This window comes from Streptomyces macrolidinus, assembly GCF_023887685.1.
Classification (GTDB): domain Bacteria; phylum Actinomycetota; class Actinomycetes; order Streptomycetales; family Streptomycetaceae; genus Streptomyces; species Streptomyces macrolidinus.
Genome location: NZ_JAMWMR010000015.1, coordinates 23,253 through 43,904, shown reverse-complemented (window position 1 = coordinate 43,904; position 20,652 = coordinate 23,253). Strand labels below are relative to the sequence as shown.

Below are 20,652 nucleotides of genomic sequence, written 5' to 3'. Positions count from 1 at the left end.
GGGTGGGCTTCACCGGGGTGATGCAGCCAGTACGTCGGTGCCGTGTACGCAGGTACCGGCCACGAAGGTGGCAAGGACATCGATCGCGCCGATACGGCCGGCGTCGATGTCGACGGGATCGTCGGAAAGGACGACGAAGTCGGCGTGCTTGCCGGGGGTGATGCTGCCGCGCCGGTCCTCGTCATGGCTGGCCCACGCCGCGTCGAGGGTGTAGGCGCGCAGGGCCTGTTCGGCGGTGACCCGCTCGTCGGCGCCGAGCACGGTGCCCGCCTTGCTGAGCCGCTCGACCATGGACTGCATCCCGAGCAGCGGTGCCCCGGGCGCCACGGGCCGGTCGGAGCTGCCCGGCACCCGGACCCCCCGGTCGAGGAAGGAGCGGTGCCGGTACATCCACGGGGTCCGTGCGGAGCCGAGAGCCTCGGCCATGGTGTCCCCCACCTCGTAGAGGAAGTGCGGCTGGGGTACGGGGACCACGCCCGACTCGGCGTAGCGGTCGAGCTGATCGGGGCGGACCACGCCGGAGTGCTCGATGCGGTGCCGTACGTCGTGGCGTGGCGCGACGCGGTGGGCCTCGGCGAACGCGTCGAGGGCGAGGTCGACGGCACTGTCACCGATGGCGTGCGCGGCGACCCGCCAGCCGGCCCGGTGCGCCGCCACGACGAGTCGGCGCATGTCCTCCGGGCCGTTCTGGAAGACGCCTGTCGCGTGGGCGTGTCCGCAGAACGGCTCCGAGACCGCGGCCGTGCGGCCGATCAGGGATCCGTCCAGCCAGATCTTCATGGGGCCCAGCCGGAGCCGGTCGTCGCCGAAGCCCGAGCGCAGTCCCAGATCGAGTCCTGTGGTGATGTTGTCGTCGGCGTGCGCGCGCAGGGCGTGCAGGTTGTCGGCGGCCACCATCAGCTCGACCCGGGTGCTCAGCGTGCCCCGTTCGCGGGCGAGTTGGTAAGCGGCGGCCTCGACAGGGCTGCGGCCGATCAGCCCGAGTCCGATCCCCGCCTCCACGACGTGGGTGAGGCCTTCGGAGGCGTACACGGCGCTCGCCCTGGCGACGGCGTCGGCCAGTTCGGTCACCGGGTAGGGCATGACGAGGGCGGACACCAGGCCCTGGGCCCGCTCCTGGAGCAGGCCGGTCGGGGCGCCGCGGTCGTCGCGGACGATGACGCCGCCCTCCGGCTCGGCGGTGGTGCCGTCGAGAACGCCGGTCCTGCGCAGTACTTCGCTGCTGACCGCGCACATGTGCCCGGAGCGGTGTTTGAGCCACACCGGTCGTCCGCCGGCCGCCCGGTCGAGCTCGCCGCGGTGCGGGTGCGCACCCATGACGGTGTCGTCGTAGCCGGAGCCCACGATCCAGGCGTCGGAGGGGAGGCCGGCCGCCCGGCGGGCGACCGCCTCGTAGATCTGCGGCAGCGTGGTGGCCCCGCTGAGGTCGAGTTCGCCCAGTGACTGGCCGAACCAGACCATGTGGTTGTGGGCGTCGCCGAAGCCGGGGACGATGACCGCGCCGCCGCAGTCCAGTGTGGTGCGCGCAGGCAGGTCCTCCACCGCTTCGTCGAGTCCGACGATGCGCCCCGCGAAGACGCCGAGGGTATGGGCGCGGGGGCGGTCGTCGTCGACGGTGCGGATACGGGCGTTGCGTATGAGGAGGTCGAGCATGGGGTGACTTTCGGATCTCAGGCCAGGTTCTGCAGCCGGGTCAGCGGCAGGTCGGCGGCGTGGTGGATGTCGATGGGCCGTCCGTCGACCAGGACCGCGTCGGGGGTTCTGGGCACCTGCACATCGGGTACGGCCGTGTTGGCGACCATGTCGCCCCGGGTCAGACCCCGGCTGTTCCGCAGCGCGGTGTAGCGGACTCCTCGGGGGAGCGCCTCGGCCGCGGCACGGTCGTCCAGGCATGCCTGGGAGACGAAGACCGTGGACAGTCGGCGCGGAGCGCCGCCGAGACCGCCGAAGTAGGGCTTCATCACCCGGGGCTGGGTCAGCCGGGTGGAACCGGAGCCCGACCCGGACAGCCCCCAGGCGACGAAGCCGGACTTCAACACCAGCTCCGGCTGCGCACCGAAGGTGGCAGGGCGCCACAGCACGACATCGGCGATGCTGCCGGGCCGCAGCGATCCCACGTCCGAGGCCATGCCATGGGCGATCGCCGGATTCAGTGTGATCTTGGCCAGATAGCGCAGTACGCGTTCGTTGTTGACGACGTCGGGGCCGGTCTCCCCGGCCAAGTGGGCCTGGACATGGGCGAGTTGCCAGGTGCGGCGCGCGGTCTCGGCGATCCGTCCCATGCCCATGGAGTCGGAGTTGACGATGCTGATCGCGCCGAGGTCGTGCAGGGCGTTCTCGGCGGCGATGGCGTGCTCGCGCACCCGGCTCGCCGCGATCGACACATCGGTGTCGATCCCGTGGTGGCCGCGGTGCACGGTCATCGTCATCGGCAACAGCTCCGCGACGGTCGCCGGTGTCAGCGGCAGCGTGGGCGTCGTGGAGGAGGTGAGGACGTGCGGCTGGGAGACGATCTCCAACAGGTCGGGATGACCGCCGCCCCCCTCGACGTGATAGGCGTGCACGGTGCGCCCACGTGTGGCGGCGAGGGTGTCGGCGAGGTACCCGGACTCGTTGAGGGTGTCCGTGTGCAGTGCGACCGGAAGGTCGGCGTGCTCGGCGACGCCCAGGCAGGTGTCGACGATCCGGGGAGTGGCTCCCCAGTCCTCGTGGATCTTGAACCCGCCGGCGCCGGCGAGCACCGCGCGCTCCAGCAGTTCCTGCGAGGACGAGGAACCGCGAGCCAGGAACGCCACGTTGACGGGGGCGTCGCGCCAGCCCTCGATGAGGCTGTGCAGGTTGTAGGCCGGGTTGGCCCCGACGTCCCACACGCCGCCGATGCCCATGCCCACCAGGCTGGTGACGCCCGCCGCGAGCGCCGCGGGCACCACCTCCGGGCTGGAGAGATGGACGTGCGAGTCCACCACACCGGGGGTCGCGAGGAGCCCTTCGCCGGTGATCATCGCGGTGTGGGAGTCGACGACGAGTTCCACACCGTCGACCGTCTCGGGGTTCCCCGCCCGGCCGACCCCGACGATGCGGCCGTCCTTGATACCGATGTTGGTCTTGCGCACGCCGATCAGCGGGTCCAGGACGACCACGCCGAGGATCACCATGTCCAGCGCGCTGTCGCGGTCGGCGCGGCCCGCCACGAGCAGACCGTCGCGTGCCGTCTTGCCACAGCCGCCGAGCAGTTCCTCGCCCGGCTCCGTGTCATCGGCCTCGACCTGTATCCACAGGTCGGTGTCGGCCAGCCGGATCCGGTCGCCGGTGGTCGGACCGTACAGGGACGCGTACGCGCGCCGGGACAGTCGGCTCATCGTTCTCCTCCTCGGGGCACCGCGGTCACGGTGCGCGCCCGGCCGGGTTCGAACTCGGTCGAGGTCCCGGCGGGAAGGTCCAGCCGGTGGCCGCGGGCGGCCTCACGGTCGAACTCGAGGGCGCTGTTGGCCTCCTCCAGCGGGAAGTGCGAGGACATCCAGACGGGCCTCGGGCCCCGGTTGGTGACGGTCAGGTGCTTGCGGGGGCGGCCCGGGGCGAGTTCCGCCTCGCCCTCGGCGACCAGCACACCGCCGGGGCCCGTGTCCTCGGCGGACCCGAACGGCTCGGGTACGTGGACCAGGGTGGAGCCGTGCGGGAAGAGGGCCTCGACCTGGATACCGGGCACGGTCTCCGCGACACCGGGCAGCAGCCGGTCCCGCGGCACGATGCCGGGGGCGCGGTCGAGGATCTCCGGGAGCGGTACGCCGTCCCAAGCCATCTCCAGCACCTCGTCGCACACCAGGGCGATGGCCTCCGTCGCACCGAGCGACGCCCCACGGGCCAGCCGTCGCCGTGCGAGCTCGGCCGCTGTGAAGAGCGTCAGCCTCTCCTGTTCGCGCGGTGTGAGGTGCATGGGGTCGTTCCCTCCGGATCCTGCGCCGCCCGGTGGCCACGCTGAGGTGTACACCGCACTCTGCCCGGTGGATCCGGGGGTGAACAATGACGAATCGCTCCACGATGGGGCACGGATAATGGGCATATGCACAATCCACTGAGCGGCGACGATCCGGTGGGCGGCGCTGTGTCGCGGCCGGGAGACGAGGCCGGGGCACCGGTCTCCGCCGAGCTGAGGGCGCTCGTCCGCGACTGCCTGGACGACGTGGACGCGCTGGTCGTCCGCTATGTCGCCGAGGTCTCCACGTTCGAGGACTACCGGTCGACGGTCACGCACGACGACCTGCGCGATACCGCGCGCGCCTGCTTCGAACTGCTTCTCCGCCTCATCGGCGGCCTCCCGGTGCCCGGTGAACTGAGCGGAGTGCCGGAGCGGTTGGGGCGCCGCCGGGCCCACCAGGGCATACCGCTGGAGCGGCTGCTGCAGGCGGTACGCATGGACTTCCGGGTGCTGTGGACCGCGTTCCTGGAGCGCACCCGGCCGGCCGATCTGCCGGAGCTGACCCGAGGCGCGGTGCGGGTGTGGGAGGTCGTGGAGTTCCATACCGTGCAGGTGCACGCCGCCTACCTCGACGAGGTCGCCGTACTGGCCCGCGAGCGGGAGCGCGAGAGGACAGCGCTCATGGGCAGGCTGCTGGCGTCGGACGGCCGGGACCAGCAACTCGTCGCGCAGGTGGCGACCCTGCTCCAGGTGAGTACGCAGTCGGACTTCGCGGTGGCGACGGCGCCGCCCGAGTTCCAGCAGGAGCTGCGCAGGGCCGTCGCGGCACGGATGTCACATCATGTGACGCACCTTCAGGAGCACAACGGCATGCTGGTGCTCGTGGCCAGACTGCCCCGCGCGGCGCGCACACCGCCGCCCGACTGGCTGGACGGCGTGCCGTGCGCCCTCGGCCCGGTAGCGCACGGACTGGCCCGCGTTCCCGATGTGGTCCGGGTGACCGAGGCGATCGCCGCGACGCTGGACGGCGACGAGACGTCGGGGCCCGTGACGCTGAGCGATGCGTGGATGCCCGTGGCCGCGGCGCGGCTGGGTCCTGTCGGGGAGATGCTGGCCGACGCGGTGCTGGCACCACTGGACCAGTTGCCTCCGCAGGAGCGGGAGCGGCTGCTGACCACGGTGATCACGTACTGCGCGTCCGGGTCGGTGGCGGAGACCGCGCGGCAGTCGTACTGCCACCGCAACACCGTACTCAACCGGCTGAGCCGGTTCGCAGAACTCACCGGCTACCAGCCCACGAGACCCTCGGAGGCGGCCACTGTGCTGTTCGCCCTGCGCTGCTCCCGCGGCCGGGCGGTACGGGACACGTAGATCCGGACCCTCGCGAGAGTCTGGCTCGGCGAGGCGTTCTGCCCGAAGAACGTGGGCAGCGTTGCGGAACGCATACCGCGTCGACCAGTCGTTGTTTGGCCGGATCGGCCGCTACGTATGCGTGCACTATCGGATACGTTTGCACGTTGCAGACCAGATCGGTACTTCGCCCATCAGAAGGATGGACTGCGCATGGCGGATGCGAAGAGTTCTTCGAACGCCAGTGATGTGGTGGACCTCGCTGGTCTCGGCCATGACTTCGCTTGCGACCCGTACTCGGTATACGCGGCGCTGCGCGCTCAAGGCCCTGTGCACCGCGTACGGATGCCCGAGGGGGCAGAAGCGTGGCTCGTCGTGGGTCACGAGGCGGGGCGCGCGGTGCTGGCGGATCCGAGTCTGTCCAAGGACTGGTCGAACGCCTCCCCGGGCCTCGGTCTGCCGAACCTGGCTGCCGGCCGCCACATGCTGAACTCCGATCCACCGCACCACACGCGACTGCGCAAGCTGGTGGCGAAGGAGTTCACGCCTGCGCGTGTGCGGGCCCTTGAGCCACGGGTGCAGGAAATCACCGACGGCCTTCTGGACGCGGCGCTCGGCAGGCCCGGTGGCCGCGCCGACTTGGTCGAAGTGCTGTCCTTTCCATTGCCCATCGCCGTGATCTGCGAGCTCATCGGCGTTCCGTCCCTGGACCGCGAGGCGTTCCGGACATGGTCCAACACTGCCCTGACGTCCCAAGACGCGGACGAGCGAGTTGCCGCGGCGGACGCCGCGAGCGCGTACATCGCCCAGTTGATCGCGCGCAAGCAGCGGGAACCCCAAGACGACCTGCTGAGCGCACTGATCCGCGTCACCGACGAGGACGGCGACCGGCTTTCAGCCGGTGAACTGTTGGGCACCGTCTGGCTGCTTCTGGTCGCGGGTCACGAGACAACGGTCAACCTCATCTCCAACGGCGTCCTGGCTCTGCTGACCCACCCCGAGCAATCAGCGGCCCTGCGAGCCGATCCCTCACTGCTGGAGAACGCGGTCGAGGAGATGCTGCGCTACGACGGACCGGTGGAGACCCCGACGTACCGTTTCACCACCAAGCCGCTCGACATCGGCGGCACGGTGGTGGCGGGCGGCGGGGAACTGGTGCTTGTGGCCTTGGCAGATGCTGACCGCGACCCCGCGCGTTTTCCCGATGCCGAGCGCTTCGACATACGTCGTGACGCACGTGGCCACATGGCCTTCGGCCATGGCATCCACCACTGCCTGGGCGCGCCGCTGGCACGTCTGGAGGGCCGGGTCGCGATCGGCACCCTGCTGCGGCGCTGCCCCGACCTCGCACTCGACGCCGATCCTGCCACGATCACCTGGCGGGGCGGCATGCTCATCAGGGGACCGGAGCGGCTGCCCGTCCGACTGCGGTGACAGCCGGGCCGACCGCTCCGGGTTCGTGCCTCCCCCGGCCGCTTCCTCAGGCCGTCGCCACTCGGCCCGCGTACCGCTGGGTCCAGCCCGTTCCGGTGTCGGCGGTGATCACCACGTCGTAGTAGCCCTGCTCGGTCGGCCAGTTGATGACCACCGGCTTGCCGCGGGACACGGTACAGCGCCGGGTGCCGCCTGCGTAGTCGTTCGCTGTCAGGGTGTAGTGGATCGCGCGTCTGCCGTCGTTGTGCAGGGTCAGGCGGAGCTTGGCGGTGGGGCCGGGGACGAGTTTCGCCTCGACGCGGGGGATCGCGGCGTTGGTTCGGGCGGCGGGGGTGAGTCGGCCGGCGAAGGAGCGTAGGAAGCCGTCGGGGCCGTAGACGGAGAAGGCGTACTTTCCGTCCGTCTCGTTCGTGTTCCAGGTGTATCGGCGAGGAGTCGAGGCCGAGACGGTGAACGGGGTGTTCGAGAAGTCCAGGTACTTGTCCGGGAAGACCTGGAGGCTCACGGCCTTGCCTGCCGGGCCGCCGGTCAGTGTCATCGACAGGGTCACCGTGCCGGTGGCGCGGTCCTCGGTGAGCGTGGCGTGCGGGTGGAAGGAGAGGCCGCGTGGCTTCAGTCCGCCCTCCGGCAGCGTCGGCGGCGTTCCGTCGACCGGGTCGGCGATCTCCACGGGGCCCGGCCGGGGGTGGGCGAAGTCGAGCGCGCTGGTCAGGTCACCGGCGATCGAGCGGCGCCAGTCGGTGATGTTCGGGCAGGTGAACGGCTTGCCCAGGTGCGCGGCCCAGGTCTCGAGGAACCGGATGACCGACGTGTGGTCGAACACCTCCGAGGCGACATGGCCGCCGCGCGTCCAGGGTGAGACCAGCAGCATCGGCACCCGCGGACCGAAGCCGTACGGAGTGGTGCCGGAGAACTCGCCCGCCGTGCCCGGCTCGGGGCGCGGTGGCAGCACATGGTCGAACTTCCCGTCGTTCTCGTCGTAAGTGATGATCACCAGGGTGTGGTTCCAGATGCGCGGGTTGCTCTGCAACGTCCGGAGCACCTTGTTCATATAGCGCTCGCCGTGCACGGTGTCGAAGTCGGGGTGCTCGCTCCATGCAGCCGGCATGACGACCCATGACACCTCCGGCAGCGGGTGCTCGGCTCCCGGCGCGCAGGCCGCGATGAAGTCCCTGAGTACCGCGTCCAGGTTCTCCTCGGAGTCGTCGTCGGGCGTGGTCGCGCCCGAGTAGACGAAGGAGTTGGCCTTCCAGATCCTGCCGGTGCCCGGGGCGAGGTCCGCCTCGCTCGCGATCCGCGGGTCGAACGCCCGGAAGCTGTTCGTCACGTTGCAGCCGTACTCGCCGACGAATCCGCTCTGCAGGCTGCCGCCGACACCATGGCCACTGTTGTCCGAGTAGACACGCCAGTCGATGCCCGCCTGCTGCAGTTGCTCGGGCACCGTCTGCCAGGTCCGGGTGTAGTCGTTCTGCCCGGCGTTGGTGGTCTCGCCGCCCGCCGTGCCGGACATCAGGTAGTAGCGGTTCGGGATGGTCGGGCCGTGCAGCGAGCAGAAGTTCATGTCGCAGACGGTGTACTGGGACGCGAGCGAGTACATCCAGGGCATGTGGTCGGGGGTGTAGTACCACATGCAGTGGTCGCCCTTGTCCTTCACCCAGGTGTTCCAGCGGCCACCGTTGGCGCCGTAGAAGTTGTGGTTGTCACCCCAGGTGGCGGTCGAGACGGCCGGTGTCACGATGGTGCCGTCGGCGGCCCGCTGCTGGAACACGTCGGTGCCGTCCTGGAACTTCAGCACCTGCTTGTCGTGATGCCCTCGTACGCCCGGCAGTTGACCGAGGTAGTGGTCGAAGGAGCGGTTCTCCTGCATCAGCACCACCACGTGCTTCAGGTCGGACATGTCGCCGTTGAAGCCCTTCGGCAGGACGTGGTCGGCGGCGCGCGCGGTCGGCGCGGCGGCGACATCGGCGACGGCGCCGACGGCCAGCGCTCCCAGGGCACCCGCGGCGGTCTGGAGCGCTCTGCGTCGCGTGACGCGGAGTTCAGCGTGGGGACTCTCGGGGGATGCGGACGAGGGCTCGGTGAGGGTGGGCTTCATCAGTGGGACCTCCGGGGAGAGAACGCTGAGAAGGGGCGGGGCGCGTCGCGGGGGAGGGCGGGGGCAGGGAGTGGTAACGCGGACACACCGTCAGCCATGGGAGGAACCGTAACTTCCGAGTGGCCGGACCGGGTATGGCCGTGGTCGAGGAACTCGTGGGGGCAGACGGGAATTTGACGACAGGCCCTAGGCCCGACGGCGCTCCTTCCGGGAGGGGAAGGAGCGCCGTCGGGGCTCTTGGTGGTGTCGCGTGCGGGTCAGATGTTCAACATCCCCGATGTGTCGATGACTTGACGGATCGCCCGGCCCGACGCCAGTTCCTCCATCGCCGAGTTGATGTCGGTCAACAGCAGGGTGGCCGTGTGCATCCGTTCCACCGGCATGAGGCCCGCTCGCCACAGGTCCAGGAACCGGGGTATGTCGCGGCGCGGTACGGCGTCGCCCATGTACGAGCCCAGCAGGGACTTGCCCTCGCCCGCGAACGCCAACGCCGGTACCTCCAGCACCCGGTCGGGGGCGGGCAGGCCCACCGAGACGACCGTGCCGCCCCGGGCCACGGCCGTCAGACACTCGGCCATCACCTTCGGGCTGCCCACCGCCTCGACCGCCAACTCGGCTCCACCGGAGGTGAGTTCACGGATCGCCTCGACCGCCTCGCCGGGGGCGTACGCATGGGTCGCGCCCAGGCGGAGGGCCAACTCGCGCTTCTCCAGCACCGGATCGACCGCGATGACCGGGTACGCCCCCGCCGCGCGGGCGCCCAGCACCGCGGACAGGCCCACGCCGCCCAGGCCGTAGACCACCGTCGACTGGCCGGGGCGCAGCCCCGCCGTGTTGATGACGGCTCCGGCGCCGGTCAGGACCGCGCAGCCGAACATCGACGCCACCGTGAACGGGATGTCCTTCGGGATCGGCACCACCGACTCCTGGGCCAGTACCGCGTGTTCGGAGAACGCGGAGACACCCAACTGGTGGTGGACCGGGGCGCCGGAGGCGTCGGTCAGCAGCGACGGGCCGTGCAGCAGCGCCCCTGAACCGTTCGCCGCGGCGGCCCGCGCGCACAGGGCGGGCCGCCCCGCCGCGCAGTCGGCGCAGAAGCCGCAGCTCGGCACGAAGACCAGGGCCACATGGTCACCGGGACGGACCCGGCTCACGCCCGGTCCGGTCTCCCGTACGATGCCCACCGCCTCGTGCCCCAGCGCCATCGGCAGCGGGCGGACCCGGTCGCCGTTGACCACCGACAGGTCCGAGTGGCAGAGCGAGGCGGCGGTGATCCGGACGAGCACCTCGCCCTCGCGCGGGGCGCCCAACTCCAGCTCCTCCACCTCGACCGGGCGGGTCTCGCCGTAGGGGCGGGCGGTCGAGACGGCGCGCAGGACCACCGCACGGGTCTTCATGCCCGCACCTCGGGGCGCGGGGTGCAGCGCAGCACCTCACGGGTCTCCAGCAGCGGGACGACCTTGCCGAGCACGATGTCCTGGAAGTGCGGGGTGGCGCAGTGCGCGGTGAAGTCGGCCTCGGAGACGTACTCCTCGTACAGCACGATCGCCCGCGGGTCCTCGGTGCCCTGGTGGACGCGGTAGGCGAGGTTGCCCGGCTCCTGACGGGACGCGGTGGCCATGGTGTCGAGCAGCGGGAGGACGGTGTTCTCCGCGCCTTCCTTCGTGCGGTAACGGGCGACGACGACGTATGACATGGGGTCTTACTCCTGGGACGGTGCGGGAGGCCTCTTCAGAGCGGCGGGCGGAACCGGCGGAAGCCGGTCCCGGCGCAGATGCCAGAGGCGAGGGTCGGACGTGGCGGCGGCGACGGCCCCGAGAGCCAGCGCCAGCGCCACGTCCGCGGGGCTCTCCACGAAGCCCGCGGCGACCGACGGGGACATCGCGCGCTGTGCCTGCTCGCTCATCCGGGCGACGATCGGGGCGGGCATGATCTCGACCAGGTCCGGCGCCCCACGGGAGACCGCGTCCGTGGAACGGCGCAGATTGGACCGGTCGGTGACGAACACCTTCATCATCGTCAGCAGGCCGAGCGGCCGGCCCTTCTCTATCAGCGAGAGCCGGGTACTGACCACGCCCTGCGCGCCCATGTTCTTGATGAACTCCAGCGCGCCCCGGTCCTGGGCCAGACCGGGGCTGCTGTCCACGTTCACGAACACGGTCTTCCCCGCCCGCGCCAGCGTCGGCACGACCTGGGGCAACTGCCCCACCGTGAGCGACGCGACGATACACACCTTGGCCGGTGCGCCCAGGAACTGCCGCAGCGGCTGGGTGCCGACGACCGACGCGATGACCGGGACCTCGGCCAGCGCGGCGACCAGCCGGGCGTCGAGTGCGGCACTGGAGCGGGACGGGAGAGGACTCATGACGGGGCCTGCCTGGAGATGAGGGGTCCGTGGCTGCTGAGGTCAGTTCAGCGGAGACGTACCGAAACGGCTGGGAAGGCCCAGCTTGCCAGGGTTGAGGATGCCGGCCGGGTCCAGGGACCGCTTCACCGCGACGAACGTGGCGAAGGCGGCCCCGAGGGATTCCTCCAGGTAGGGGCCGCGCAGCAGACCGCAGCCGTGGTGGTGGCTGAGCGCCGCGGCGTGCTTGATGAGGACGGCGTTGGCCGCGTCCCACACCGCGCGGTACCAGTCGCGGCGCGCCTTTGGCGCCACGTCCCCGCGGAGCGAGAAGTAGACGCAGGCGCCGTCGGTGTACGCGTGGGACTGGTGGGCCGAGGCGGCCAGCGTGCCGTCCACCGCCTCGATCGCGGCGACGACCTCCTCGTAGATCACCGGGAGGTCGGTCCAGGACGCGGCCATCTCCAGGGTGTCGGCGACGAAGCCCGGCCCCGGGGTGAAGCCCTCGGCGGACTTGCCGACCAGCATCCGCTCGTCCAGCCAGCGCTCGAAGACGGCCTGGCTGTCCAGCTCGGGGCCGTACTCCTCGCAGACCTCCCTGGCCACCTTGATCGACGCGTCGACGATGGCCGGGTCGCCCTCGTCGGCGATGAGCAGGAGGTTGGTCTCCGGGTGGCCGAAGTGGGTGCCCGACTCCAGGGCGTCGTACAGACGCAGGACGGCCGGGGTGGCACCGCGCTGCATGATCCTGCGGCAGGCGTCCAGGCCCTGCGCGAACGACGTGAATCCGTACGCCACGGCGCTCGCGTACTCCGGCAGCGGGTGGACCCGCAGGCGGGCCGAGACGATGACGCCGAGCGTGCCCTCGGAGCCGACGAACAACTGGCGCAGGTCGGGGCCGACCGCGGCGCGCGCGTAGTCGCCGTACGTGGCGCGGGTGCCGTCCGCGTGCACGACGTCGACGCCGACGACCATGTCCTCGATCTTGCCGTACCGGGTCGAGAGCTGACCGGCGCCGCGGCAGGCGATCCAGCCGCCGACGGTGGAGACGGCGAACGCGGACGGCCAGTGGCCGGTGGTGACGCCGTACTCCTCCTGGAGCTGCTTCTCGAAGAGGTCGCCGAACATGCCGGCCTGGACGTCCACCACGTTCGACTCGGCGTCGAAGCCGGTGATCCGGTCCAGCCCGCAGACGTCCAGGACGACGCCGCCGAAGACGGGCAGCGCGGCGCCGGTGACGTTGGAGCGGCCCGCGGACGGGGTGACCGGGACACCGGCGTCATGGCAGATCCGCAGCACGGCCGCGACCTGGTCGGCGTCGGCGACCTCGACGATCACGGCGTTCGGGGTCGCGGGACGGCCCTCGGTCTCGCCGATCATCGAACCGGCCCACCAGTCACGGGTCCGGGTGACGACCTCGTCGCGGGAGGTGTGTACCGCGTGCGCGGCCTCACGCAGCGCCTCGACCACGGACGCGGGGACCTCGACCGGGTCCACCTGGAGCGCGGCCTCGCCGTCGCCGATCGGCGTCTTCTGCGCCCACTTGGCGAAGCTGGGGGCCCCGACGGTGTAGTTGCCCCGGTTGAACGGGTGGGTGATGGTCTGACGGCTGATCATGCTGCTGCCCCTTCGAGGAGTACGGACTTCTCATGACGGACGGCCGCGAGGTACTCGGCGACCGAGCGCTCGACCTCCGCGTCCGTGAGGTTCAGTTCCCGGCCGAGGATCGCGCCGACGGCCTCGGCGGCGTCGGCGGAGGCGTCCCGGGCGAACAGCCGGGCACGCGTGCGGCGGGAGAGGACGTCGTCGACCGACCGGGCCAGTTCGGCGCGGGCCGCGTACACGACCTCCGCCTTCGTGTACGGGAGTCCCGCGACGATCGGCTCCGCCAGCGACGGGTCGTCCTGGATGAGATCGCCGACGAACCGGGCTTCGGTGCCGAAGCGCTCGCCCAGGTGCGCGGCGACGCCACCGGACGCGGCGACGGCCTCGGAGTCGTAACCGGCGCCGCCGAGGAGCGGGAGGTCGGTGGTGCGGCTCCTGCCCTTGCGGCCGAGCACCGTCATCACCTTGTCGATGACCAGCTCGCCCATGTGCCGGCTCGTGGTGAGCTTCCCGCCCGTCACGGTCACCATGCCGGTACGGCCGATGGTGATGTGGTGGTCGCGGCGCATGTCGAGGGTGGCGCCCTCCTTGCCGCCGACCAGCGGGCGCAGACCGCCGATGGAGCCGACCACGTCGTCCGGGGTGAGCTTCCCCTCGAAGGCGGTGTTGGCGCCCTCCAGCAGGAACTCCATCTCCTGGCGCGTGCAGTGCACGTCGTCCAGGGAGCCCTGGTAGTCCTCGTCGGTGGTGCCCAGGACGACGTTGTTGCCCCAGCGGGTGCAGGTCGCCCGGCGGGCCCGGCCCGGAATCGGCACGGTGACCGTGCAGTTGATGCGCACCTTGTCCCAAGGCACCACGATGTGAACGCCCTTGGCGGGCCGGACCTGCGGCGTGTGGCCGTCGTCCGCCTTCGCGTCCAGTTCGTCGGTCCACACCCCGGTGGCGTTGACGACGGCCCGCGCGCGGATGTCGATGCTGTCGCCGTCCGCCAGGACCCGCGCACCGGACACCCGGCCCGCCTGCGTCAACAGCCCTTCCGCCTTGGCCCCGTTGAGGACCGTCGCACCGAGCGCGGCGGCGGTACGGACGATGGTGAGGACGAGACGGGCGTCATCGGTACGGGCGTCGAAGTACATCAGCCCGCCCTTGAGGTTCTCCGCGCGCAGCGTCGGCGCCTGAGCGAGCACCTCGGGCACGGTGAGCCGCTGATGGAGCTTGCCGATACGCCACCCGCCGACCAGGTCGTACGTCCACAGCAGGCCCTCGAAGCCCTTGGCGAGGCGGGCGTCGAAGACACCCTCCTTCTCCAGGATCGGGAAGAGGAACGGCAGTCGGTGCACCAGATGCGGTGCGTTCTTCCGGAAGCGGTGACGCTCCAGCAGCGAGTGCCGGACCAGATTGACATTGCCCTGCTCGATGTAGCGCAGGCCGCCGTGCACCATCTTCGACGACTTCGACGAGGTGCCGGAGGCGAAGTCGTCCTTCTCGACCAGGGCCGCGCGCAGACCGCGCGAGGCGGCGTCGAGCACGGCGTACGCCCCGGTGACGCCACCACCGATGACGAGGACGTCGTACGTGTCGTCGGCCAGCCGGCGCTTGATGGCGGCCCGGTCGAGCAGCAGCGGCGTCCGGCGGGTCGCCCCGGCGTTGCGCCGCGGTTTCCGGGCGGGCATGGTGATCACAACATCAACTCCTGGTGTTTCGGTTCGACGGCCCCGTCGGTGCGGGCCGCCGGTGCGACGACCCGGGGCCGTCAGTGGGGGGCGTGAGGTTCGGGGGTATCCCGCAGGGGGAGCAGCGCGGGGTCGTCGAGATGGGCGATCAGCACGTCGCGCCAGGCGGCCCGCGACTCGGTGCGCTCGGCCTCCGGGATCGACGGTTCGAAGACCCGGCCCCGCTCCTGCGCCTCGACGACCTCCTCGAGCGAGGACCACAGACCTTGGGCGACCCCGGCCAGATACGCGGTGCCGCGCAGGCTCGCGGTGGCGGAGTCGGAGACCCGTTCCAGCGGCAGGCCGGTCAGGTCGGCCTGGATCTGCATCAGCGGGTCGCTGCCGGACACGCCGCCGCCGACCCGGAGCCGGGTGAACGGTGTGCCCATGGTGCCTGCGACCCCGTCGATCAGGTCGCACACCGAGTGCGCGATCCCGTCGAGCGCGGCGCGTGCGAGGTCGGCGCGTGTGGTGGCGAGGGTGAGTCCGGTGAGCGACGCCGTGGCCTTCGGGTGCCAGACCGGCGTACGGATCCCGGCGAACGACGGGACGAGACACGGGGTGCGGCCCGGTCGGCGGGGGACCCGGCCCGCTTCCTCACCGAGTTCCTTCGGCGAGGCGAACAGCCCCAGATCGTCGCAGAGCCAGCGCAGCGCGGACCCCACGGTGGAGGCGTACGCCTCCAGGCTGTAGTGGCTGATGTCGCCCTGCCGCCGGCCGGGATGGGCGAGTACTCCGGTGATGTCGGGCCGGGGCAGGGCGGGGGTGGTGCCGGTCGCCGCGTCGACGAACGCACCGGTCCCGTACACGCACATGCCCTGTCCGGCCGCGAGCCCGCCGAGCGCGATCAGCGCGGCGTGCTGATCGCCCATGGAGGCCGCCAGGGGGACGGCGATACCGAGCGCGGCCGGGTCGGTCGTACCGAAACCGGCGTCGTCGGAACGGAGTTGGGGCAGCAGGTCGAGGGGGAAGCCGAGGTGGGCGATCCACGCCTCGTCCCAGGCGTGTCGCTCCAGCAGATAGCCCCCGGTGGACGCGGCGTTGGTCGGAGTGGTGGCGTGCACGGCGCCACCGGTGAGGCGCCAGATCAGCCAGGTGTCGACGGTGCCGAAGAGCAGGCGTCCCGCCCGGTGCGCCTCGGCCACCTCCGGGTGCGCGGTGATCTGGTGGGCGGCCCAGAGGAAGGGGGAGCGGGCGCCGACCGGGCGGCCCTGCCGGGCCAGCAGAACGGCGTCCCACTCCGCTTCGTAGGCGGTGAGTTCGTGTGCGTTGCGCCGGTCCTGCCACACCACCGCGGGCAGCAGCGGGCGCCCGGTGACCCGGTCCCACAGCATCGCCGTGGCCCGCTGGGTCGACAGCGCGACCGAGGTGATCTCGATGCCGTCCTCACGCGCCCGGCCGACGGCCCGGCGCGCCACCTCGAGGGTGGCGCTCCAGATCTCCATCGGGTCCTGCTCGACCGAGAGGTCGTCCGGGTGGCTGACCTTGATCGACCGGTAGAACACCTCGTGGGCGGCGCCCGATTCGAGCACGATCCCGGCCCGGGTGCCCGTGGTGCCTTCGTCGATGGACAGCACACCGCGCCGTGGGGAGGCGCCGGGGAACGTCTGCGTCATGGCAGCCCTTTCAATCGAGCGATCCGAGCGATCCGAGCGATCGAGCATCGCGAGCGAGGCGAGTCGTGTGGGGGAGGGGAAGTGGTGCGGGGACGGGGAAGTGGTGCGTGGGGCGTGTGCGCCAGGTCGCGGCGGGCGGGGTCAGCGCGCGGTCGCGGAGACCGTGGCAGCGGTGTCGCGGTCCTGCCCGGCCGTCCCGTCGGGCGAGGCGGCCTTCGTCGGGTCCCACTTGATCAGTACGCAGGTGATCAGGCCGATCAGCGGTACGACGGACAGCACAAGGAAGGTGTCGGCGAGTCCGAGCGAGTCCTTGATCTGCGGAAACACATACAGGCCGGCGACACTGCCGAAGCTTCCGACCATTCCGGTGACCCCGGTGCCCAGGGCGCGTACGTCGCTGCTGTAGGAGAGCGCGGCGATGGACTTGCCGTTGGCGCCGGGGCCCGCCGAGTGGCACAGGATGAACAGCACGGGCAGCAGGAACGCCACGGCCGTGGGCACCTTCTCGAAGGTCAGCCCCATCGCCACCAGGGCCACGAAGACCCCGGCGAAACCGGCGGCGGAGCTGAGCCGCAGCCCGAGACGGCGGCCGAAGTACGCGGACAGCAGCCCGCCCGCGATACCGAAGGCGTTGAACACCATCGACCCGACGGTGGCCTTCTCGAAGCTCTCGCCGAAGATCGTCAGGCTGATCAGCGGGAGGTACCAGCCGACCGCGAAGTACTGCATCGACTGTCCGAGCGAGATCACCGAGGAGAGGACCGTACGCGGCAGGTACTCGCCCTTGAACAGGATCCCCGCCTGGCGGAACCCGATCGCGGGTGCCTCGGCCGCGGTGCGGGTCGCCGCGTCGGGCGTACCGGCGACGGCCTTGATCCCGTAGATCCGGTCCAGGTTGGCGACGGACTCGTCCAGCCGGCCCTTGCTGGCCAGCCAGGTCGGGCTCTCCTTGAGCAGCAGCGCCTGGCCCAGCAGCAGCGCGACGGCGACGACCGAGGCAGAGCCGACCGACCAGCGCCAGATGTCGGGGCCGACGTCCAGGTTGAAGAAGACCAGGGCCAGGGCGAGGTTGCTGGTGGTGGCGACGTACCAGACGGCCTGCCACAGGTTGAGCCGGCCGCCGAGCTTCGCGGGCGTGTACTCGGCGAGCAGCGCCATGGCCACCGCGAAGTCGATGCCGTACGCGATACCGACCAGGACCCGGCCGAGCCAGACGACGGTGAAGTCACCGGAGAACGCGGCGAGCAGGGCACCCGCGATCGCGAACACCTTGGCGATGAGCAGCGGGGGAACGCGGCCGATGCGGGTGGCGAGCCAGCCGCCGAGGGGGTTGAAGATGATCGCCAGGGCCGGAGCGGTGGCCGTGAGGATCGAGACCTGGGTGCTGGTCAGCTCCATCTGGGACGTCATCGGCCCCAGACCGGCGCTGAGCGCCGCGTTCGAGTAGGCATCGAGGAACAGCCCGCCGAACACGAGGAACCAGAGGACCTGGGCCCGGCCGGTGATCTTGCCCAGCCCATCGATGAGCGCAACGACGTCTGCGACGCCTCTGACGCTCGGACGTTGTGCCATGAATCCCGCCTTCGAGGAAGACCTGACGGCGGCATAGGGGGCACAGAAAACAGGCACGACCAAGCCACCGACAGGTGGTCTATGTCTGTGCCTGCCAAAACACTGCGGAAAGCGCCGCAGCACGTGAACTGCTGGAACTGCTGGAACTGCTGATTACGCGGTTCAGTGAGGTTAAGAACGAGCGAGGAGGAACGTCAAGGGTTTCGGCCAGGTTACCGAAACGTGACGGGCGCCCAGCGGCCTCGGCATCGCTCACCCGGTGAGGTGTCGGTCCTCACCGCCCGGGGTGACTTCGGTGGTGGGGCCCGGGGTGCTGTTTCGGGTGAAGGCCCACAGCACGAGCCCGAGGCAGCCGAACGCGGGGTGAAGGCCAGGGGCAGCCCGTCATCGTGGCGCTGCGGCAGTGGGGCGAACAGAACTTCTTCGCCCCCGACGAACCCCACTCACAGTTGGTCGACCGCCGACAGGGACAACGCCTGCGCCCACTGGAAGTGCTCTCCGCGGACGGGCGCCGGCTGAACCCCGACGACACCACCGTCCACAAGGTCTCCGCCCGGTGAACCGAGCCGGAGCCCGCAGACCGCCGACGAGGGCGAGGCGGAAAGGTTCGCCGACGCGGACTGGCTGGGCCGGGCGGTCGACCTACTGGCAACGCAGCGGCCCCGGACGCAGGGTGCGATACGCGAGGCGGTGAGCAGGGCCCGTCAGTTGTGATGACCCTGAGCGGCCCTCGTCGAGTCTGCGGTGGACGGCCGGTTGTGTGGTTTCCGAGGTCGCTGTCAGGTGGTAGACACTGCGGGGCCATAGTTCCTGTCCGCCAACAGGAGGGTTACCCATGTCCGAGACCAGGTCCGACAGCACGCCCGAGAGCGGTCGCACGGTGAACCGACGTCAAGTACTCGCTCGCTCCGGTGCCGTGGGGTTGGGCATCGCGTTCAGCGGAGCCCTCTCGGAGCTCTTCGCGGGTACGGCGAGTGCGCTCGGCCGCTCCGGCTACGGACCGCTCGTGCCCGATCCGAACGGCCTGCTCGACCTGCCGGCGGGGTTCCGCTACCAGGTGCTCTCCCGCGAGGGTGACCGACTCCGTTCCGGTGAGGGGACCGTCCCCAGCAACCACGACGGTATGTCGGCCTTCGCGGGCAAGGGCGGCAGCGTGCACCTCGTACGCAACCACGAGAACCGCGTCACGGCACGGTTCGCCGTCCCGACCGTCGAGGGCATCACCTACGACCCCCAAGGCAAGGGCGGGTGCACGGCGTTGACCCTGGACCACCGCGGCACCGTGGTGTCCGAGCGGGTCGCGATCGCCGGTACGGCCGTCAACTGCGCGGGTGGACCGACGCCTTGGGGTACCTGGCTCACCTGCGAGGAGACCGAGGACAGAGCCGGTACCAACGGCTACACCAAGGACCACGGCTTCATCTTCGAGGTCGATCCGGTCGATCCCCACCGCACCGGGGCCGTACCCCTCACGGCCATGGGCCGCTTCCAGCACGAAGCGATCGCGATCGACCCCCAGCAGGGCATCGTCTACGAGACCGAGGACGCCTTCGAGAAGCCCTTCGGTCTCTTCTACCGGTTCCTGCCCAACCGCCCGCGCGGCGGCGTCGGTTCACTGCGCGCGGGCGGTCGGCTTCAGGCGATGCGCGTGCCCGGCGTACCGGACCTCTCCTCCGTCCAGGAGACGGGCGCCTCGTTCGACGGCATCGAATGGGTGGACGTCCCCGACCCGCTCGCCACCCGAACGCCCGTCCGTCTGCAGGACTTCGGGCCGAGGGGTATCACCCACGCCCAGAAGCTGGAGGGTTGCTACTGGGGCGGCACGTGCGTGTACTTCGTGTCGTCCTTCGCGCACAGCACGGAGGGCTCCGCCGCGGACCACTTCGGGCAGATCTGGCGCTACGACCCCGCGGCCCACCGCCTCACGCTCGTCATCGTCTTCGGCCCGGACACGGAGGTGCAGTTGCCCGGCGAGTCACCGGACAACATCTGCCTCGCGCCCGGCGGCGGCCTCATGGTCTGCGAGGACGGCAACGGCGCGCAGCATGTCTTCGGCGTGAGCCGCCGCGGCGAGGTGTACGCCATGGCCCGCAACCGCCAGAACATCGGCACCCCCGAGGCCCCCGAGTGGGGCGAGTTCGCGGGCGTCACCTTCGCCCCGGACGGACGGACTATGTACGTCAATTGCTACACCCCCGGCACGACGTTCGCGGTGACGGGGCCGTTCCACGGGTAGTCACGGTGTCGGCGCCGACACCGGCGCCGCGTCCTGCGCCCGCAGCCGCTCCGTGATCTCGTCCGCCTTGAGTACGAGCGCGAATCCCTTGCGCAGCACGGCCAGTTCGGGTTCCTGGCGGGACTCGTCGTCGGTGGCTGTGACGTCCGCGCCGAACACGACGTGGTAGCCGCGCTCGTACGCCTGGCGTGCGGTGGTGCCGCAGCAGTAGTTGGTGAGCGTTCCCGTGACGATGACCGTGTCCCGGCCGAGGTTGCGCAGGATCGTGTCGAGCGGGGTGTCGTAGAACGCGCCGTAGGACGGCTTGCGGATCAGCACCTCGTCGGCGCGGTGGCCCATCTCGTCCCAGACCTGGGCCGGTTCGGGTCTGCGCCAGTCGGTGTCGGCGTGCGGCAGGTGCCGCAGGGCGTGCGGGCGGTCGAGGCCGAGGTGGGTGTCGTCGAAGATCGTCCAGATCACCGGGACATGAACGTCCCGGCAGTGGCGCACGAGGCGGCGCAGACGCGGAGCCATCCGGGTCGCCGCGGGGACCCAGTACGGGCTCCAGCCGGGGCGGACGAACTCGTCCTGCATGTCGATGACCAGCAGCGCCGAGCGCTCGGGACGGATCTCGAAGGTCGCCAGCCCTTGTTCGTAGGCGGTCCGGGCCCGAGCGGTCACCCATTCCTCGGTGTAGGTCATGACGCGTGCGTCCCTCATGACGCGTTCCTCCCCCACGGCGCTTCGAGTCGCGGCGCCTTGACTTGGATACCTCGTTTCGAGGTATGTCGTT

Annotated in this window: 15 protein-coding genes and 1 pseudogene; 4 read left to right on the top strand and 12 right to left on the bottom strand. The window is 70.7% G+C overall.

Annotated elements, in window-relative coordinates:
- Positions 1-9: 9 nt before the first annotated feature.
- Genes NGF19_RS17705 through NGF19_RS17695 form a run of 3 tightly spaced genes read right to left on the bottom strand, consistent with a single transcriptional unit; the run spans position 10 to position 3,934 of the window.
- Entirely contained in the window at positions 10-1,653 is a 1,644-nt protein-coding gene (locus NGF19_RS17705) for an amidohydrolase (RefSeq protein WP_252425918.1), read from the bottom strand.
- A 17-nt stretch (positions 1,654-1,670) separates the two neighbouring features.
- Positions 1,671-3,359 (bottom strand): urease subunit alpha, encoded by a 1,689-nt coding sequence (locus tag NGF19_RS17700; protein ID WP_252425917.1) that lies wholly within the window; start codon positions 3,357-3,359, stop codon positions 1,671-1,673.
- The gene (locus tag NGF19_RS17695) at positions 3,356-3,934 is read right to left on the bottom strand and encodes an urease subunit gamma (protein ID WP_252425916.1); all 579 of its coding nucleotides are present in this window, start codon (positions 3,932-3,934) and stop codon (positions 3,356-3,358) included. The genes NGF19_RS17700 and NGF19_RS17695 overlap by 4 nt, the downstream gene beginning before the upstream one ends.
- 126 nt (positions 3,935-4,060) lie before the next feature.
- Between NGF19_RS17695 and NGF19_RS17690 the strand changes: the two genes are divergently transcribed.
- On the top strand, positions 4,061-5,287 hold the full coding sequence (locus NGF19_RS17690) for a PucR family transcriptional regulator (RefSeq protein WP_252425915.1): 1,227 nt from the start codon (positions 4,061-4,063) through the stop codon (positions 5,285-5,287).
- Between the two features lie 192 nt (positions 5,288-5,479).
- Complete coding sequence (locus NGF19_RS17685) at positions 5,480-6,700, top strand: cytochrome P450 family protein (protein WP_252426015.1); 1,221 nt, start codon at positions 5,480-5,482, stop codon at positions 6,698-6,700.
- Between the two features lie 46 nt (positions 6,701-6,746).
- On the opposite strand, the gene NGF19_RS17680 is transcribed toward NGF19_RS17685, so the two are convergent.
- The 8 genes from NGF19_RS17680 to NGF19_RS17645 form a co-directional block, all read right to left on the bottom strand.
- Positions 6,747-8,795 carry an alkaline phosphatase family protein gene (locus NGF19_RS17680; RefSeq protein WP_252425914.1) on the bottom strand — a complete coding sequence of 683 codons (2,049 nt, stop codon included), beginning with the start codon at positions 8,793-8,795 and terminating at the stop codon, positions 6,747-6,749.
- Between the two features lie 257 nt (positions 8,796-9,052).
- Complete coding sequence (locus NGF19_RS17675; protein WP_252425913.1) at positions 9,053-10,192, bottom strand: zinc-binding dehydrogenase; 1,140 nt, start codon at positions 10,190-10,192, stop codon at positions 9,053-9,055.
- Positions 10,189-10,491, bottom strand: coding sequence for a putative quinol monooxygenase (locus NGF19_RS17670; protein ID WP_252425912.1), 303 nt, complete (start codon positions 10,489-10,491; stop codon positions 10,189-10,191). The genes NGF19_RS17675 and NGF19_RS17670 overlap by 4 nt, the downstream gene beginning before the upstream one ends.
- 6 nt (positions 10,492-10,497) lie before the next feature.
- The gene (locus NGF19_RS17665) at positions 10,498-11,160 is read right to left on the bottom strand and encodes a glycerol-3-phosphate responsive antiterminator (protein WP_252425911.1); all 663 of its coding nucleotides are present in this window, start codon (positions 11,158-11,160) and stop codon (positions 10,498-10,500) included.
- 42 nt (positions 11,161-11,202) lie between these two features.
- The gene (locus tag NGF19_RS17660) at positions 11,203-12,756 is read right to left on the bottom strand and encodes an FAD-binding oxidoreductase (RefSeq protein ID WP_252425910.1); all 1,554 of its coding nucleotides are present in this window, start codon (positions 12,754-12,756) and stop codon (positions 11,203-11,205) included.
- Positions 12,753-14,426: a glycerol-3-phosphate dehydrogenase/oxidase gene (locus tag NGF19_RS17655; protein WP_252425909.1), complete on the bottom strand. Its 1,674-nt coding sequence runs from the start codon at positions 14,424-14,426 to the stop codon at positions 12,753-12,755. The genes NGF19_RS17660 and NGF19_RS17655 overlap by 4 nt, the downstream gene beginning before the upstream one ends.
- Positions 14,427-14,497: 71 nt before the next feature.
- Positions 14,498-16,072: an FGGY family carbohydrate kinase gene (locus NGF19_RS17650; RefSeq protein WP_252425908.1), complete on the bottom strand. Its 1,575-nt coding sequence runs from the start codon at positions 16,070-16,072 to the stop codon at positions 14,498-14,500.
- A 141-nt stretch (positions 16,073-16,213) separates the two neighbouring features.
- The gene (locus tag NGF19_RS17645; RefSeq protein ID WP_252425907.1) at positions 16,214-17,644 is read right to left on the bottom strand and encodes an MFS transporter; all 1,431 of its coding nucleotides are present in this window, start codon (positions 17,642-17,644) and stop codon (positions 16,214-16,216) included.
- A 380-nt stretch (positions 17,645-18,024) separates the two neighbouring features.
- Between NGF19_RS17645 and NGF19_RS17640 the strand changes: the two are divergent.
- Together NGF19_RS17640 and NGF19_RS17635 are read left to right on the top strand one after the other, a co-directional pair.
- Positions 18,025-18,204: pseudogene (locus NGF19_RS17640) on the top strand (winged helix-turn-helix transcriptional regulator); the annotation flags it as partial.
- 275 nt (positions 18,205-18,479) lie between these two features.
- Complete coding sequence (locus tag NGF19_RS17635) at positions 18,480-19,880, top strand: alkaline phosphatase PhoX (RefSeq protein ID WP_252425906.1); 1,401 nt, start codon at positions 18,480-18,482, stop codon at positions 19,878-19,880.
- On the opposite strand, the gene NGF19_RS17630 is transcribed toward NGF19_RS17635, so the two are convergent.
- Positions 19,881-20,579 (bottom strand): cysteine hydrolase family protein, encoded by a 699-nt coding sequence (locus tag NGF19_RS17630; protein WP_252425905.1) that lies wholly within the window; start codon positions 20,577-20,579, stop codon positions 19,881-19,883.
- Positions 20,580-20,652 lie beyond the last annotated feature (73 nt).